Raw genomic sequence first — 14,163 nt, forward strand, 5'->3', positions numbered from 1 at the left:
CGGGGACGTCAGTGTCCGGGCACGTATCCGCGCTGCTTGTCGACCACGTTCTTCAGCGGCCGGCCCGCCGCCCACCGCTCGAACAACTCCACGAACTGCGCGCCGAGCTCGTCCCGCCAGCCGACCGTGTCGCCGCTCATGTGCGGCGAGATCAGCAGTCCCGGCACCTGCCACAGCGGGCTGTCGGGAGCGAGCGGCTCGGCGGCGAGGACGTCCAGCGCCGCGCCCGCGATCCACCTCCGCTGAAGCGCCCGCACCAGCGCGTCCTCGACGACGAGCTGCCCGCGGCCGACGTTCACGAAGCAGGCGGACGGCTGCATCACGCCGAACAGCGGGGTGTCGAACATGCCGTGGGTCTGCTCGGTGAGCGGGGCGGCGGCGATCACCCAGTCGGCGCGGGCGAGGAGCCGGTTCAGGTCGTCCGGGCCGTGGATGCCGGTGCGCGGGACCCGGCCGACGACGGCCGTGGTCATGCCGAGCGCCTTCAGCACGCGGGCGATCTCCCGCCCGATCGGCCCCGACCCGACGACGACGGCCCGCGTCCCGGCGACCCGTCGGCTCTCCCGGTGCCGCCACTCGCCGCGCTGCTGGAGCTCCCAGGTGCGTGGCAGGTCCTTCGCCATCGCCAGGACCAGCGCGGCGACGTACTCGGCGATCGGCTGGTCGAACACCCCGCGCGCGTTCGTCACGACCGTGTCCGACGCGGCGAGTTCGGGGCACATCAGGTGGTCCACGCCCGCGCTCGCGGTGTGCACCCAGCGCGGCCGGGGCCCCTCGCCGGGCCAGGCGGCGCGGACCGCGTGCGAGGTGAAGTCCCAGACCAGCAGGACGTCCGCCGCCGGGAGCCGCGCGGCGAGCGAGGCCTCGTCGGTGTGCAGCACCCGGGCCCGCCCGGTGAGCCGCCCGAGCCGGGGCAGCGGCTCGGCGTCCAGGACGAGCACGGTGGGGACGGACGGTGGGGCCGAGGCAGGGGCCGAGACGGGGCCGACGGTCATCCGGTGCCGCCTCCCTCCGTCGTCGTCGCTGGTGACCATGTGTCTGACGTGCGCGGATTGACCACGTTCGCACCCGAACCTACCGTCGTCAACAAGGCCGTCCATACGGCTTGTTGCGCATCCTGTATCCGCTGTATCCCGGTGAGGGCGGTGCCGGCCATGGACATCACCTTTCTCGGCGGTCCCCGAGGCCAGCGCGGTCTCGGCGTCGTCGCCCCCTTCGACTTCGCGCTCGACCGCGAGCTGTGGCGCTGGACGCCGGACGACGTCTCGCTCCACCTGACCCGCACGCCGTACGTCCCCGTCGAGGTCAGCCTGGATCTGGCCCGCCGGGTGAGCGAGCACGAGACGCTGGGGGACGCCGTCCGCACGCTGATCGCGGTCGCCCCCGAGGCCGTCGCCTACGCCTGCACCTCGGGCAGTTTCGTCGGCGGCATCGCGGGGGAGCGGGCGATGTGCGAGGCGATGACCAGGGCCGGCGCGATGCCCGCCGTGACCACGTCGGGGGCGCTGGCCGAGGCCCTGGCGGAGCTCGGAGCCCGCCGGATCGCCCTGGTGACGCCGTACACGGAGTCGGTGACCCGGGCGCTGGAGGAGTACGTGGCCGAGGCGGGCGGCACCGTCACCGGACGCGCGTTCATGGGCCTGACCCGGCACATCTGGAAAGTCCCGTACCGGGAGGTGGTGGAGATGGCCCACCGGGCGGTGCGCAGCCCCGGAAGCGCGGACGCCCTGTTCATCTCCTGCACCAACCTGCCGACCTACGACGTCATCCCCCAACTGGAGGCCGAACTGCGCATACCGGTCATCTCGGCCAACCAGGTGACCATGTGGGCGGCGCTGCGCCGACTGGGTACCCGAGCGGTGGGACCGTATCAAGCGCTGCTGGACGCATCGGCGCGCGCGTGGCCCCCCGTACTGCGGGAACCCCCGGTACTGCCGGAAGAAGAGCAGCAGCAGGAAGGCTGGACATGACCGCACTCGGTTTCCTCTACCCGGGCCACTCGGCCGAGGACGACTACCCCCGTATCGAGCAGCTCCTGGGCAGCGACGTCCGATTGGACCTGGTCCACACGGACATCGGCGAGGACGCGCACCGGGTCGACGCGCTGCGGCAGATGGGAGCGCCCGAGCGGCTGGCGGACGGCGTCGGGCAACTGCGCCTCGCGGGCGCCGAGGCGATCGTGTGGGCCTGCACCAGCGGCGGCTTCGTGCACGGCTGGGAGGGCGCCCAGGAACAGGTGCGCACCCTCGCCACGACGGCCGGGATGCCGGCCTCCTCCACCTCCTTCGCCTTCGTGCACGCGGCCCAGGAGATCGGCGCCGGGCGGGTCGCCGTCGGGGCGACGTACCCGGACGACGTCGCCGGGCTGTTCGCCGGGTTCCTGCGGGCCGGGGGCGTCGAGGTGACGGCCCTGAGCAGCGCCGGGATCATCACGGCCGCCGAGGTCGGCGCCTGGGACGAGTCCCAGGTCCTGGCCCTTGCCCGGCAGGCCGACACCCCCGACGCCGAGGCGGTCCTGCTCCCCGACGCCGCCCTGCACACGGTGGCCCACCTCCCCCGCCTGGAGAAGGAACTCGGCAAACCCGTCCTCACCGCCAACCAGGTCACCGTCTGGGAAGCCCTGCGCCTCGCCGACCGACGCGTGAACGCACCGGGCCTGGGCGCCCTCTTCACCCGGGAGCCGATCGTGCAGGTGTGAACCGGGGGCATGGGTGTCCTCGCGCCCCCAGGAATAAGCGGAGACACCCTCCTGTTAGTGGATCGAGGACAGCGCACGGTCGACAACAGGAGGAACCCCGTGGTGGCAGACGAGATCCGAGGCGCGGTGCTGGGGAGCGCCCCGACACCCCTCTCGGTGCTGGACCTGGTCACCGTCGGCTCCGGTCGTACCGCCACCGACGCGCTGCGCACCAGCGTCGAGCTGGCGCGGTTCACCGAGTCGCGTGGCTTTCTCCGCTACTGGGTCGCCGAGCACCACTCGATGCCGGGCGTCGCCTCCTCCTCGCCCGCGGTGATCCTCGCCCACCTCGCCGCCCACACCGACCGCATCCGGCTCGGCTCGGGCGGCGTGATGCTGCCCAACCACGCGCCCCTCGTCATCGCCGAGCAGTTCGGCACCCTGGAGGCGCTCGCGCCGGGCCGGGTCGACCTCGGCCTCGGCCGCGCGCCGGGCACGGACGGCGCGACGGCCGCCGCCCTGCGCCGCACCGAGCGGCTGCACGAGGGCGCCGACGACTTTCCCGAGCAGCTCGCCGAGCTCACCCGGTTCCTGGACGACGACTTCCCCGACGGCCACCCCTACCGCCGGATCCACGCGATCCCCGGCCCCGTCCAGGGCACGGCCCCCGGCGGGGTGCAGTCGGCGCACCGGCCGCCGATCTGGCTGCTCGGCTCCTCCGGCTTCAGCGCCCGCCTGGCCGGAATGCTCGGTCTGCCCTTCGCCTTCGCGCACCACTTCTCCGCGCAGAACACCGTCCCGGCCCTCGACCTGTACCGGGAGTCGTTCCGGCCGTCCGCGGTGCTCGCCGAGCCGTACGCGCTGATCGGCGTCTCGGTGCTCGCCGCCGACGACGAGCGCGAGGCCCGCCGGCAGACCCTGGCCACCGGCCTCAACATGGTCCGCCTGCGCGGCGGCCGCCCCGGCCTGTTCCCCTCCCCGGAGGAGGCGGAGGCGCACGAATTCAGCTCCCTGGAGCGGGAGTTCGTCGACTCCTGGACCGCGAACATCATCCACGGCACGGCCGACGAGGTCCGCACCGGCCTCGACGACCTCCACAAGCGCACCGGCGCCGACGAGCTGATGCTCACCAGCCACGCCCACCGCGGCGAGCTGCGCCTGCGCTCCTACGAACTGATCGCCGACGCCTACGGGTTGCCGACCGCGTAGGACTCGGTTCCGGACTCGGTCCCCAGCAGCTCGGAGATACGATCCGGCGACACCGGACGGGAGTACAGCCAGCCCTGCCCGGTGTCGCAGCCGATGCTGCGCAGCCGGGTCGCCTGCGCCGAGGTCTCCACGCACTCGGCGGTGACGGTCAGTCCGAGCCGGTGGGCGAGGTCGATCATCGCCTCGACGACGACCTCGTCGGCCGGGTTCGGCGCGGCGCCCGCGCCCTCGTACTGGAAGCCGCGCACGAAGGACCCGTCCAGCTTCAGCACCGACACCGGCAGCCGGCTCAGATAGGCGAGGTTGGAGTAGCCGGTGCCGAAGTCGTCGATGGCGATGCCCACGCCCATGTCGCTGAGCGCCTGCAACGCCTGCAACGGCCGCCCCGCCGAACCCATCACGGCCGACTCGGTGAGCTCCAGCTGCAGCAGATGCGGGGCGAGCCCGGTCTCGGCGAGGACCTCCGCGACGTCCGCCACCAGGTCGGAGTCCCACACCTGACGCACCGCCACGTTGACGCTGACGAACAGCGGCGGCTCGGCCGGGTTGTCCAGCTGCCACTGCCGCGCCTGGCGGCACGCGGTGGCCAGAATCCATCGGCCCAGCGGCACGATCGAGCCGTCCTCCTCGGCCAGCGCGACGAACCGATTCGGCGACAGCAGCCCGAACCGGGGGTGGTCCCAGCGGACCAGAGCCTCCACCCCGTGCAGCCGGCCGTCCGACATGCCGACCAGCGGCTGGTAGTCGAGGCGGAACTCGCCGCGCTCGATGGCCGGACGGAGCGTGGAGGCCAGCGCCTGGCGGGTCATCAGATGCGCGTTGCGCTCCGGGTCGAACAGCGTCCAGCGGTCCTTGCCGTCCACCTTCGCCCAGTACAGCGTCGTGTCGGCGGCCTGCATCAGCCCGGTCGCGGTGGTGCCGGCCGCGTGCCGCTCCACGACCCCGATCGACGCGGAGACGTTCAGCCGGTGTCCGGCCAGGTCGAAGGGGACCTGGAGCGCCTTGAGCACGGACTCGGCGAGATCGGCCAGCTGCTCGGTGCCGGTGGAGTCCTCCACGAGCAGGGCGAACTCGTCGCCGCCCAGCCGCGCCACCAGCGGCACGCTCGGCCTGGTCCGCCCGGCCTCCTCCGCGCACTCCGTCAGCCGGTCGGCGACGGCGGCCAGCAGCCGGTCGCCGACACGGTGACCGAGGGTGTCGTTGACGGCCTTGAAGCCGTCCAGATCCAGGTAGCACAGGCCGATCCGGCCGGTCCCGCTCTGCTCGTACGCCTCCGCCTCCAGCGCGGCCGACACCCGCTCGAAGAACAGGGTGCGGTTGGGCAGCCGGGTCACCGGGTCGTGCATCTGCAGGTGCCGCAGCCGCGCCTGGAGGTCACGGTGCGCGCTGACGTCGGTGACCGACAGCAGCACGCCGGGCGTGTCCGCGTCCAGCGGGGAGACGGTGACCTGCGCCCACAGCGAGCGCCCGTCGGGCTGCTTCAGCCGCCGGGTGCAGCGCAGTTTCGCCTGCCGGCCGCGCAGCACCTCGCGGTAGGCGTGCCAGGTCCGGGCGTCGGAGGCCAGGTCCAGCAGATCGGAGGCGACCCGCCCGACCAGGCCCGCGGCGTCGCCGAGCAGGGCGCCGAGCGCGTCATTGGCGTCGACGATCAGACCCTCGCGGTCGACCACGGCCATGGCGAGGGGTGCTGCCGCGAAGACGGAACGGTAGGCCGGAGGCCGGTGGACCCGGGGCCCGCTTTCCGTACTGTTGATGTCACTCTCTGTGACGGCTGACCGGTCGAGGTCTGCCGCGGGCGTCGGCCCTTCGGACGTTCCGCTCACCGCTCGCTCCCGCAGTGCACTCGATCTCTGTCCGTGCAGGAAAGTCTGCCGATCATAGAGGCTGCCCCCGGACCCGCGCAGCCACTGCCCAGTGTCCCGGAACAACCCACCCTTCTGACAGATCGTTTCTGCCCGCACCTGGCCCGGTTCTGCGGTCGGGCGACCGCTTGTGACGTTCCGTGAGAATTCCGGGGGTGTCGGGGTGATGCCCGCTTTCCGCCGCCTCACTCGTCTGGGGCAGACAAACAGGGCGTAGTACTACAAATTCACACAGGCTGGGTGGCGGTGTCCCGTGAACCGCCCCCGGAGGTCTGAAGTGCCGCGACTGCCGCGACGTCAGCTACCGCTACCGCTACCGCTACCGATCCCGCGCCCCCGACTGCGCACGACCACGGCCGTGTTCACCACCCTCTCGGCGCTCGCCGCGACCTCCCTGGTCGGCGGCCCCTCCATCGCCGAACCCCTCTCCGCGGCCCCCTGCGCCCTGACCCGCACCGCCGCCCACCACTCCGAGGGCCTCGACACCTGGAACACCGCCTACCCCCGCCCCGCCCGCTCCCTCGACGCGGTGATGGTCTTCCTCTCCTTCCCCGACCGGCCCCCCACGACCTCCCCCGCCGAACTGGCCGCCGACCATTTCCCGGCCACCAGCCGCTTCTACCAAGAGGCGTCCTACGGCAGGTTCACCCTGCGCCCGCACCCGCTGAAGCGCTGGATCCGCATGCCGAAGCCGTCCACCGCCTACGCCATACGGCGCGACTGGAGCGCCGAGAGCCGGGCCGCCTACCTGCACGACGCGCTGGCCGTCGCCGACCCCCAGGTCGACTTCTCCCGCTACGACGTCGTCTACTTCGTGGCCGACCCGGACGCGCCCGGCGTCGACTCGGACGCCACGAAGGTCGTCAACCTGGACACCCCGCTGACGGCCGACGGCACGGACATTGGCCGCGTCGTCACGGTCTTCGAGAAGCATCCCCCGGACCGGCTCGTCCTCGCCCATGAGACCGGCCACGTCTTCGACCTGCCCGACCTCTACCACCGCCCCGCCGACGGCAAGGGCGACTGGGACACCTACGTCGGCGACTGGGACCTGATGGGCAGCCAGTTCGGCCTCGCCCCCGACCTGTTCGCCTGGCACAAGTGGAAGCTGGGCTGGCTGGATCCACGCCAGGTGGCGTGCGTACGGGGCCCCGGACCGACCCGGCTGACCCTGGAACCCCTCGGCGCCGGACCGGGCGTGCCGGTCACCCGAGCCTCCGGGGCGCCGGCCTTCGGACTCGGCCACGGCGTCAAACTCGCGGTCGTGCGCACCGGCCCCGACAGCGTGCTCGCCTTCGAGGCGCGCAGCCCGGTGGGCGTCGACAGCGCGGCCTGCCGCTCCGGCGTCCTCGTCTACCGCGTCAGCAGCGGCGCCCGCTCCGGCCGCGGCCCCGTCGAGGTGATCGACGCCCACCCGAGCACCGAGGCCTGCTGGGAGAACTCCGTCTTCCCACCCCTCGCGGACGCCCCGGTCGCCCTCGGCGAAACCTTCACGGTGCCGGGCGACGGGGTACGGGTGGACGTGGAGGGGCGCACGGCGTCGGGGGAGTGGACGGTACGGATCACGCCCGCGGCGCCATAGGCCCGGTCCTGCCCGGGAGCACGCTAAAGCGGGCCCACGGGAAAGGGGTATGCGAAAGGCCCCTCGCTTTCGCGAGGGGCCTTTGCCGTCTGTGCGCCGCCAGGGACTCGAACCCCGGACCCGCTGATTAAGAGTCAGCTGCTCTAACCAACTGAGCTAGCGGCGCCTGCTGACGTCGTAGACATTAGCATCCTGGTCGGCGGGAGGTGAAATCGATATCCGCACGGCCGAACGGGCCGCCCGGACGGCCGCCCACAGCAGGATCTCGGGCCCCGGAAGCCACGGCTGACGCGTGTCCGGGGCGACCATCCAGCGCGTCGAGGCCCCCTCGCGGGCCGGGGTCAGCGCGGGCACGGTCACCGCGTCCCCGGTGCCGTGGCACAGCAGCGGCGGCACGGTGCCGGCCCGGCCGTCCGGCCGGCCGTCGGCGCTCCACTCCTCCCACTCCAACAGCGAGGGCAGCCGCTGGGCCGTACCCGGCGCCGAGAACAGCAGCGTCCGACCCCGGAACGCGGCCACCGGACCGGAGCCCGGCCCCTCGCTCCACAGCCGGTCCAGCATCAGCCGCCCGAACATCGCCGGTGCGCTGACGATGTCGAACACCGAGCCGCAGGGCAGGACCACCGGGGCGTGCGGCCGCTCCTCCCACAGGGCGAGCGTGCTGCGCGGATACGTTCCGGCGGAGGCCAGCCAGGCGGCGCCGTCCGGGGTGACGCCGATGGGTTCGTCGCAGGGGCTGCTCATACCGCACAGGTCTACCGGTGGTGAGCGGCCGATCTCACAGGGTTGCGGGAAGTGGGTACGGGACACGCCCGGAGGGGGTATCTTGCCCGCCCGGCATATGCCAGGCGGGACTTGCCCTCACACGGGGTCGACGTGCCCCCGCCCCTCGGCGTCGCCCCTCAGCAGATCCCGGCCGAACTCGACCATCTTCTTCGCGTAGTCCTCGGTCCACTCGGCGCGCTCGGCGATGTCCGCCGCCGTCAGCCGGTCGAAGCGGCGCGGATCGGCGAGCTGCGCCGCCGCCATCGCCTGGAACTCCACCGCCCGGTCGGCCGCCGCCCGGAACGCGAGCGTCAGCTCCGTCGCCCGCGCCAGCAGCGCGCCCGGATCGTCTATCGACTCCAGGTCGAAGAAGTGCTCTGGATCACCGGCAGCCTCGGCGGGCTCGAAGAGCAGGGGCGCGGGGCGTAGCCGCTGTTCGTTCCGACGCGGCGTGGGCTCCGCCATGTCTTCGCCTCCTCGTACGGTTCGGATGCGGACCACCTTCCATTGTCCCCTGGTCGCGCAAGAGGCCCTAGCCTCGCCCTCTCAAGGCCCCCGACCCCCTCGATGTTCCCGGGGTTGGGCGGGGTCGCGCTCATGGGTGCCAGACCTCCCGGTGCTCCGCCAGGTGCGCCGGCACCGCGGGGTTCGCTTCCCAGCCGTCCGGGGCTGTAACCATCGGCCGCCCCCGGCGGCGGGCCGCCGTGTCGACATGCCGCTGCCGCGGCGGGCGTCCGGCGGATCGGCCGGAGCTGCGCTGATCGCCCGCCGGGCGGGTGACGGAGTGGCGGTCAGGGACGCCAGACCTCCCGGTGCTCCGCCAGGTGCGCCAGCACCGCGTGGTTCGCTTCCCAGCCGTCCGGGAACTTCACGAGGGTGCCCAGCTGGACCGGTTCCGTGGACGGGTAGTCGTCCAGGAGGTCGCTCACGCCTGCCCGGCAGACCACCACGCACGCGTGCCGGTGGCGGGAGGCGAGGACGCACAGGCGGCCCGTCTCCAGGTGGAAGGCGGTGGCGTCGGGGCGGCCGGAGAGCGGGTGCAGGATCACCGTGACGTCGAACTCCATGCCCTGAAGGCGGTTCGCCGTGTCCACCGTGACGTCCGCGACGCCCAGTTCCGCCAGTGCCGCCCGCACCGCCGCCGCCTGGTCGCGGTGGGCCGTGCCGACGGCGACCCGGTCGGCGGTCAGGGCAGTGGGGGCGTCCGAGCGTTCGGACGTGGCCGCACCGCCTCGGTCCAGGAGCCGTCGCACGACCGTCGCGACCGCCCGCACCGCCTCCGGGTCGGTGCGGGGCGTGTGCCGGGCGGGCAGCTCCAGCAGGCCCCAGCCGGACTCCGCCGCCTCGTCGATCACCCGGTCGGCGGCCGAGCCGTCCGAGGACACGGCGAAGGACAGCCGGCGATCGCCGTGGCCGGTGCCGCTGCGGAACGGCGTGTAGGGGTAGAAGGCGTCCGAGACCAGCGGCGCCGCCGACGCCGGGAGCCGCCAGGACACCGGGAGACGGTGCTGCGGCAGCTCGGGGTTGTGCGCGAGGAGCGTCGAGACCGCCGAGGCCGACGGGTCGTACGACAGGCCGGCCCACTGCTCGCTGCCCACGATCGAGAACGGGTCCAGCTGCCCCGGATCGCCCACGAACAGCGCCCGCTCGAACAGCCCGGCCACGGCCAGCAGCCCGTCCGACCGCATCTGGTACGCCTCGTCCACGATCGCGTGCCGCCACGGCTCGTCGACCTTCACATGCGCCCACTTGGCGGCGGTGGAGATCACCACCGGCAGGCCGGCCAGCTCCGCCGCCTTCGCCGACTTCCTGACGTTCGGCAGCTCCTCCAGCGCCTTGTCGTACGGGTCGGCGTCGCTGCTGTGCAGGCGGCCCACCGGCAGCTCGGGGTTCTTCTCGGCGAGCCGCACGACCAGGTCGTCGACCTGCGCGTTGGTCTGCGCGACCACCATCAACGAGCGCCCCGCGTCGGCGAGTTCGAGCGCCGCGCGCACGACCAGCGTGGACTTCCCGGCGCCGGGCGGGGAGTCGACGACGACCCCGCGCGCGGCGCCGTGCAGCGTGTCGCGCAGGATCGCGTCGGTGGCCCGGCCGGCGGCGGCACCGGGGTCGAAGACGGCATCGTTGGTCACCGTTAGTGTCACCCTCGTAGCAGATGGTAGTGCTGGCGGCGTGCTGAGCGAGAACCAAGCCAGGACAACAACTCCAACCTCTGGGGAAACCGGGCTGGTTCCGACCCGGCTGGTGCTGATCGCGTAAGACTGGGGCGCTCGCGGAGCGTCCGAGCGGCGTGAGCCGGGAATCCTCCTCGTCCGCGAGGTGGAGGGTTCAAAGCAGGTCCTCCTGGGTCAGCGGGTCGGCGGCCTCCGGCACGGCGGCCGCCTCACCCGGCGGGCCGCCGTGCGTCCACGGGGTGTCCTCCGGGTCGGGCAGCTTCGCGCCGCCGCGCTGTTCGTGTTCGAAGAGCGTGAAGCAGAGCCGGTCGCCCTTCTCGGGCACGGACCCCGCCTCGGGCTCCTTGCCGCGGCCCATCTTGTCGACGATCCGCAGCACCAGCAGGCCCTCCTCCACCTGTTCCACGAACTCCGCCGCCTGCGGCTTCCCGCCCAGCGACCGGAAGACCTTCGCCCGCTCCGCGAGCCGCGGCCGGTCGTCCGACCGCACGGTGACCAGCGGGCGCGGGCTCGGCCGCTTGCTCTCGCTGTACGCCATGACGACGTCGACGACCTCGCCCGCGAACGCCTCCCCGGCCAGCCGCCGCCCGGCCATCACCAGCGGATCGTCCAGCGCCTCCTGGGCCTCCAGGCGGGCCTGTTCGCGCTCGCGTGTGGCGAGCTTGTTCGCGGCGGTGACCGCGTCGTCACGGCGGGGCTGCGGGGGCTCTCCGGCGACGACCCGGTCGCGGTGCCCGGTGAACGACCAGCGGTCGCGCGTCCACCGCTCCTCGACGTGCGCGCCCTCCGGCAGCGCCCGCAACAGGTCCAGGCCGTCCCAGACCTTCTCCCAGGTGGGGAGCGTCCGGCTGCCCACCAGCGCGCGGATCTCCTGCTCGGCGGCGCTGAGCGCGCCGAGCCGGTCGTCGGCCTGCAGGCCGTCCTCGGCGGCGGCCAGGGCGGTGCGCGCGCGGTCGTAGCGCTCGATGGCCGGGGCGAGCAGCTTGTTGTCGAACGCCGGGTCGGTCGCCGGACCGGCCGGCGGACACAGCAGCTGCCCGGCCGAGTCCCGTTCGAGCTCTGCCCGCAGGGCCGCCGTCGCGCCCGTCTCGCCCGGCGGCGGGGCGATCCAGGCGAGCAGCGCCCCCAGGTGCTGGTCCTCCAGGCTGGACTGTCCGGTCGCCCAGTGTCGGCCCAGCACCTCGGTCAGCGCCAGCAGCAGCGACGACCCCGGCACCCGGGACCGTTCCCCGAAGTGCGTCAGCCACCGCCCGAGCAGCGGCACGCGCGGGGGCGCGGGATACGGCGTCTCGGGGTCCTGCTCCGCCGTACGCCGGAAGCGCATGGAGCGGCCCAGGAGGCGGATGAAGTCGACGCCGGCGCGGCTCGGGACGATCAGCTGGGGCGCGTCGGCGCACAGCTCGACCTCGACCTTGACGCGCTTGCCGGTCTCCGGGTCGGTCTCGTTGCGCTCGGCGGCCTCCACGGCGTCCGCGTACGCGTCGATGTACGGCAGGACGATGTCGGCCAGTTCGGCGAGGAACGCGAACCTGAGGTCGCGGTCGCGCGGCTGGGGGACGACGAGCAGCCGCGGCGCGGTCCGGTCGGTGCCGATCAGCGCGCCCAGCGGGGCGCCGGCCTCGCCGGCGGTGGTGAGCGGCACGAGGACCAGCGGCCGCTCGGAGAGGCGCCGGTGGCGGACGGTGGCGGTTGGCTGGGCGCGGCCGGTGCGGACGGCCTCCAGGCGGGCGAGGGTGGCGATCAGTGACACATCGCCCCCAGGGCTTCGGCGCGCAGCTGTGCGGCTCTGCGCAGGGCGGCCACCGCCGGGTCCGTGGGGTCTCCGGCCTCGCCGCGGGCCGCCGCGAGGACGCCCTCGACGGTCGTCAGCCCGCCGAGTTCGGCGCGCACGGACCGGCCCAGCGAGGTGACCGCGCCGACCGCGCGGGAGCGGTCGCGGCAGTGGAAGGCCAGCTCGCAGGCGGCGAGGCACTCGGGCGCGTAGGTCGCCGGGACCGATTCGACGGCGGCCGTGAGCTGCTCGGCGGGCAGGTCGGGGGAGAAGCAGGCGCTCTCGGGGAGGGCGTCGGCGATGTCCTGGATGCGGGTGAGGCGGGCCAGCTGGCGGGCGGTGACCGCACGCTGCTTGCGCACGTCCACGGCGGAGGCGGTGGGCAGGTTGGAGAAGTCCTTGGGGCAGACCAGGAGCACCCGGTGGCGTACGCGCGGGGACGGGTCGAGACGGGCGGCGACCTCCTCCAGGGCCAGGACGTAGACGGCGGCCTGCCGGGCGGCGGCGCCGACCTTCGCCGGGTCCGCCGAGCCGTCCAGCATCGGAAAGGACTTGATCTCCACGACCGTCCAGCTGCCGTCCGGGTGCACCACCACCGCGTCCGGCTCCAGGAACGCGGGGGAGCCTGCGACGTCCAGCGCGATCATCGGGTGGTCCAGGAGCGTCCATGTGCCGCTCGCTCCGGTGGCCTCGCGCAGCGCCAGCGCCGTGCGCGCGGTGCGGCCCTCGGGGCCGATCGCGGACAGGTCGGGCACAGCGGCGCCCGCGGGCGGTGCGGCGGCCGGGTCCAGCCGCTCGTGCACCAGCCGCAGCAGTTCCGCGCCGCCGTCCGCCTTCACCTTCGCCTCGAACGCGTTGCCGCGTGTGAGGGCGAACTGGGACTGTCCGAACGTCGACGGCGAGCCCAGCGCGCCGGCCAGCGCCGCCTTGTCCACCCCGGCGCCGTCGAGGATCGCGCGGCGCTTGCAGCCCGGGTTGGCGGCGAGCGCCGCGAGGGCGCGGGCGTCCAGCGCCTTGGCCGGTACGTCCGGTCCGCGCAGCTCAGCGAGCCGCTGCCGGAGCGCCGTCCCCCGCGTCCGAGGGAGAGGCGCCCGGGTCGGTTCCGGGCCGAAGCCGTGACTCGCGCTGCCGTGGAATTCGCTCACCCGGGGAAGTCTGGCATCCGCCACTGACAATCGAGGCCGATGCGCCGGGAGAGTCCGCCGGGAGCAGGGGGACCCGGGCGGTGAACCACACCCGCGCCCGGTCCGCGCCGCGCATCACCAGCGGGGTCAGCAGCAGCCCGACGCCCATCACGGCCGCGCCCGCGACCGCGTCGAGGAAGTAGTGGTTGGCGGTGCCCATCACCACGAGCGTGGTCACCAGCGGGTAGACGACGCCCGCCGTCTTCGCCAGGCGCGTGCCGCCGTGCCGCCACAGCATCACGCCGCACCACAGGGCCCAGCCGACGTGCAGGCTCGGCATGGCCGCGTACTGGTTCGTCATGCCGCCCATGCCGCGCGGCGCGCTGGCCTCGCCGCCCCACCAGCCGTACGAGCTGTACTGGGCCATCGTGTCCACGAAGCCGTGGCCGGCCGACAGCAGCCGGGGCGGGCAGGTGGGCAGCAGGGTGAAGCCGATGAGGCCCATGAAGGTGGACGTCATCAGCCAGGTGCGGGCGGCCCGGTAGCGCACGGCCCGGGACCGGAACAGCCAGACCAGGATCGCGGGCGTCACCACGTAGTGCAGCGACGCGTACCAGAAGTCGGCCGGCACGCCGATCCACGCCTGGCTTCTGAACAGCCGGTTCAGCGGGTGCTCGGCGTTGATGTGCAGGAACTTCTCGATGCGCAGGATCGCCAGGCCGTGGTCGACCGCGGTCGTGACGTCGCCGCGCGCGAGCAGGCGGCCCGCCGAGTAGCAGGCGTACACCAGCACGATCAGGGGCAGCTCGGTCCACCAGCGCAGCCGTGTCCGCGGGGCCGCCTCGGTGCCTGGTGTCTCGGTCTGCGGCATCCGATTGCCTCCCCCTTCTTGTCGCTGTGTCTCGTCGCTGATGGCGCCGGTGGCGCGGGACGTGCCACTTTACGGCGCGTGTACGCGCCCGTGACGAGCGCCCCGGCTCTCAAAGACGCTGAGATCGC

General features: G+C 73.5%; 12 protein-coding genes and 1 tRNA gene. 4 read left to right on the forward strand and 9 right to left on the reverse strand.

The genetic code is table 11. From position 1 onward, the window contains the following. Positions 1-8: 8 nt before the first annotated feature. Entirely contained in the window at positions 9-995 is a 987-nt protein-coding gene (locus ACIBAF_RS36915; protein ID WP_399468972.1) for a D-2-hydroxyacid dehydrogenase, read from the reverse strand. A gap of 159 nt (positions 996-1,154) precedes the next feature. Here ACIBAF_RS36915 and ACIBAF_RS36920 point away from each other — a divergent pair, with 159 nt between their 5' ends. The 3 genes from ACIBAF_RS36920 to ACIBAF_RS36930 all read left to right on the forward strand — a co-directional run bounded on the left by ACIBAF_RS36920 (position 1,155) and on the right by ACIBAF_RS36930 (position 3,886). Continuing rightward, complete coding sequence (locus ACIBAF_RS36920) at positions 1,155-1,970, forward strand: aspartate/glutamate racemase family protein (protein WP_399468974.1); 816 nt, start codon at positions 1,155-1,157, stop codon at positions 1,968-1,970. After that, the gene (locus ACIBAF_RS36925) at positions 1,967-2,698 is read left to right on the forward strand and encodes an aspartate/glutamate racemase family protein (RefSeq protein ID WP_399468976.1); all 732 of its coding nucleotides are present in this window, start codon (positions 1,967-1,969) and stop codon (positions 2,696-2,698) included. Before ACIBAF_RS36920 ends, ACIBAF_RS36925 begins: the two co-directional genes overlap by 4 nt. A gap of 99 nt (positions 2,699-2,797) precedes the next feature. Beyond that, positions 2,798-3,886 (forward strand): LLM class flavin-dependent oxidoreductase, encoded by a 1,089-nt coding sequence (locus ACIBAF_RS36930; protein ID WP_399468978.1) that lies wholly within the window; start codon positions 2,798-2,800, stop codon positions 3,884-3,886. On the opposite strand, the gene ACIBAF_RS36935 is transcribed toward ACIBAF_RS36930, so the two are convergent. Beyond that, a complete protein-coding gene (locus tag ACIBAF_RS36935; RefSeq protein ID WP_399468980.1) occupies positions 3,865-5,709 on the reverse strand; it encodes a putative bifunctional diguanylate cyclase/phosphodiesterase in 1,845 nt (614 codons plus the stop codon). The genes ACIBAF_RS36930 and ACIBAF_RS36935 overlap by 22 nt on opposite strands. 316 nt (positions 5,710-6,025) lie before the next feature. Between ACIBAF_RS36935 and ACIBAF_RS36940 the strand changes: the two genes are divergently transcribed. Continuing rightward, positions 6,026-7,330: a M6 family metalloprotease domain-containing protein gene (locus ACIBAF_RS36940; protein WP_399468982.1), complete on the forward strand. Its 1,305-nt coding sequence runs from the start codon at positions 6,026-6,028 to the stop codon at positions 7,328-7,330. Positions 7,331-7,422: 92 nt separating this feature from the next. Here the strand turns inward: ACIBAF_RS36940 and ACIBAF_RS36945 are convergent. The 7 genes from ACIBAF_RS36945 to ACIBAF_RS36975 form a co-directional block, all read right to left on the reverse strand. Then, positions 7,423-7,496 (reverse strand) — tRNA-Lys (locus ACIBAF_RS36945). Continuing rightward, positions 7,487-8,074 (reverse strand): bifunctional DNA primase/polymerase, encoded by a 588-nt coding sequence (locus tag ACIBAF_RS36950; RefSeq protein ID WP_399468984.1) that lies wholly within the window; start codon positions 8,072-8,074, stop codon positions 7,487-7,489. Before ACIBAF_RS36950 ends, ACIBAF_RS36945 begins: the two co-directional genes overlap by 10 nt. A gap of 117 nt (positions 8,075-8,191) precedes the next feature. Next, positions 8,192-8,560, reverse strand: a complete 369-nt coding sequence (locus ACIBAF_RS36955; protein WP_399468986.1) for a hypothetical protein — start codon at positions 8,558-8,560, stop codon at positions 8,192-8,194. Positions 8,561-8,886: 326 nt separating this feature from the next. Continuing rightward, positions 8,887-10,227, reverse strand: a complete 1,341-nt coding sequence (locus ACIBAF_RS36960; RefSeq protein ID WP_399468988.1) for an AAA domain-containing protein — start codon at positions 10,225-10,227, stop codon at positions 8,887-8,889. A 196-nt stretch (positions 10,228-10,423) separates the two neighbouring features. Further along, on the reverse strand, positions 10,424-12,019 hold the full coding sequence (locus ACIBAF_RS36965; protein ID WP_399468990.1) for a hypothetical protein: 1,596 nt from the start codon (positions 12,017-12,019) through the stop codon (positions 10,424-10,426). Then, complete coding sequence (locus tag ACIBAF_RS36970) at positions 12,010-13,185, reverse strand: hypothetical protein (protein WP_399468992.1); 1,176 nt, start codon at positions 13,183-13,185, stop codon at positions 12,010-12,012. Before ACIBAF_RS36970 ends, ACIBAF_RS36965 begins: the two co-directional genes overlap by 10 nt. Continuing rightward, positions 13,082-14,035, reverse strand: coding sequence for a phosphatase PAP2 family protein (locus ACIBAF_RS36975; protein WP_399468994.1), 954 nt, complete (start codon positions 14,033-14,035; stop codon positions 13,082-13,084). The genes ACIBAF_RS36970 and ACIBAF_RS36975 overlap by 104 nt, the downstream gene beginning before the upstream one ends. Between the last annotated feature and the right edge of the window lie 128 nt (positions 14,036-14,163).

The organism is Streptomyces sp. NPDC051677 (assembly GCF_044453465.1).
Classification (GTDB): Bacteria; Actinomycetota; Actinomycetes; order Streptomycetales; family Streptomycetaceae; genus Streptomyces.

Bases quoted from the DNA above. Each gene is read 5' to 3' on its own strand.
- ACIBAF_RS36915 (WP_399468972.1), bottom strand. From the start codon at position 995: ATGACCGTCGGCCCCGTCTCGGCCCCTGCCTCGGCCCCACCGTCCGTC.
- ACIBAF_RS36920 (WP_399468974.1), top strand. From the start codon at position 1,155: ATGGACATCACCTTTCTCGGCGGTCCCCGAGGCCAGCGCGGTCTCGGC.
- ACIBAF_RS36925 (WP_399468976.1), top strand. From the start codon at position 1,967: ATGACCGCACTCGGTTTCCTCTACCCGGGCCACTCGGCCGAGGACGAC.
- ACIBAF_RS36950 (WP_399468984.1), bottom strand. From the start codon at position 8,074: ATGAGCAGCCCCTGCGACGAACCCATCGGCGTCACCCCGGACGGCGCC.
- ACIBAF_RS36955 (WP_399468986.1), bottom strand. From the start codon at position 8,560: ATGGCGGAGCCCACGCCGCGTCGGAACGAACAGCGGCTACGCCCCGCG.
- ACIBAF_RS36975 (WP_399468994.1), bottom strand. From the start codon at position 14,035: ATGCCGCAGACCGAGACACCAGGCACCGAGGCGGCCCCGCGGACACGG.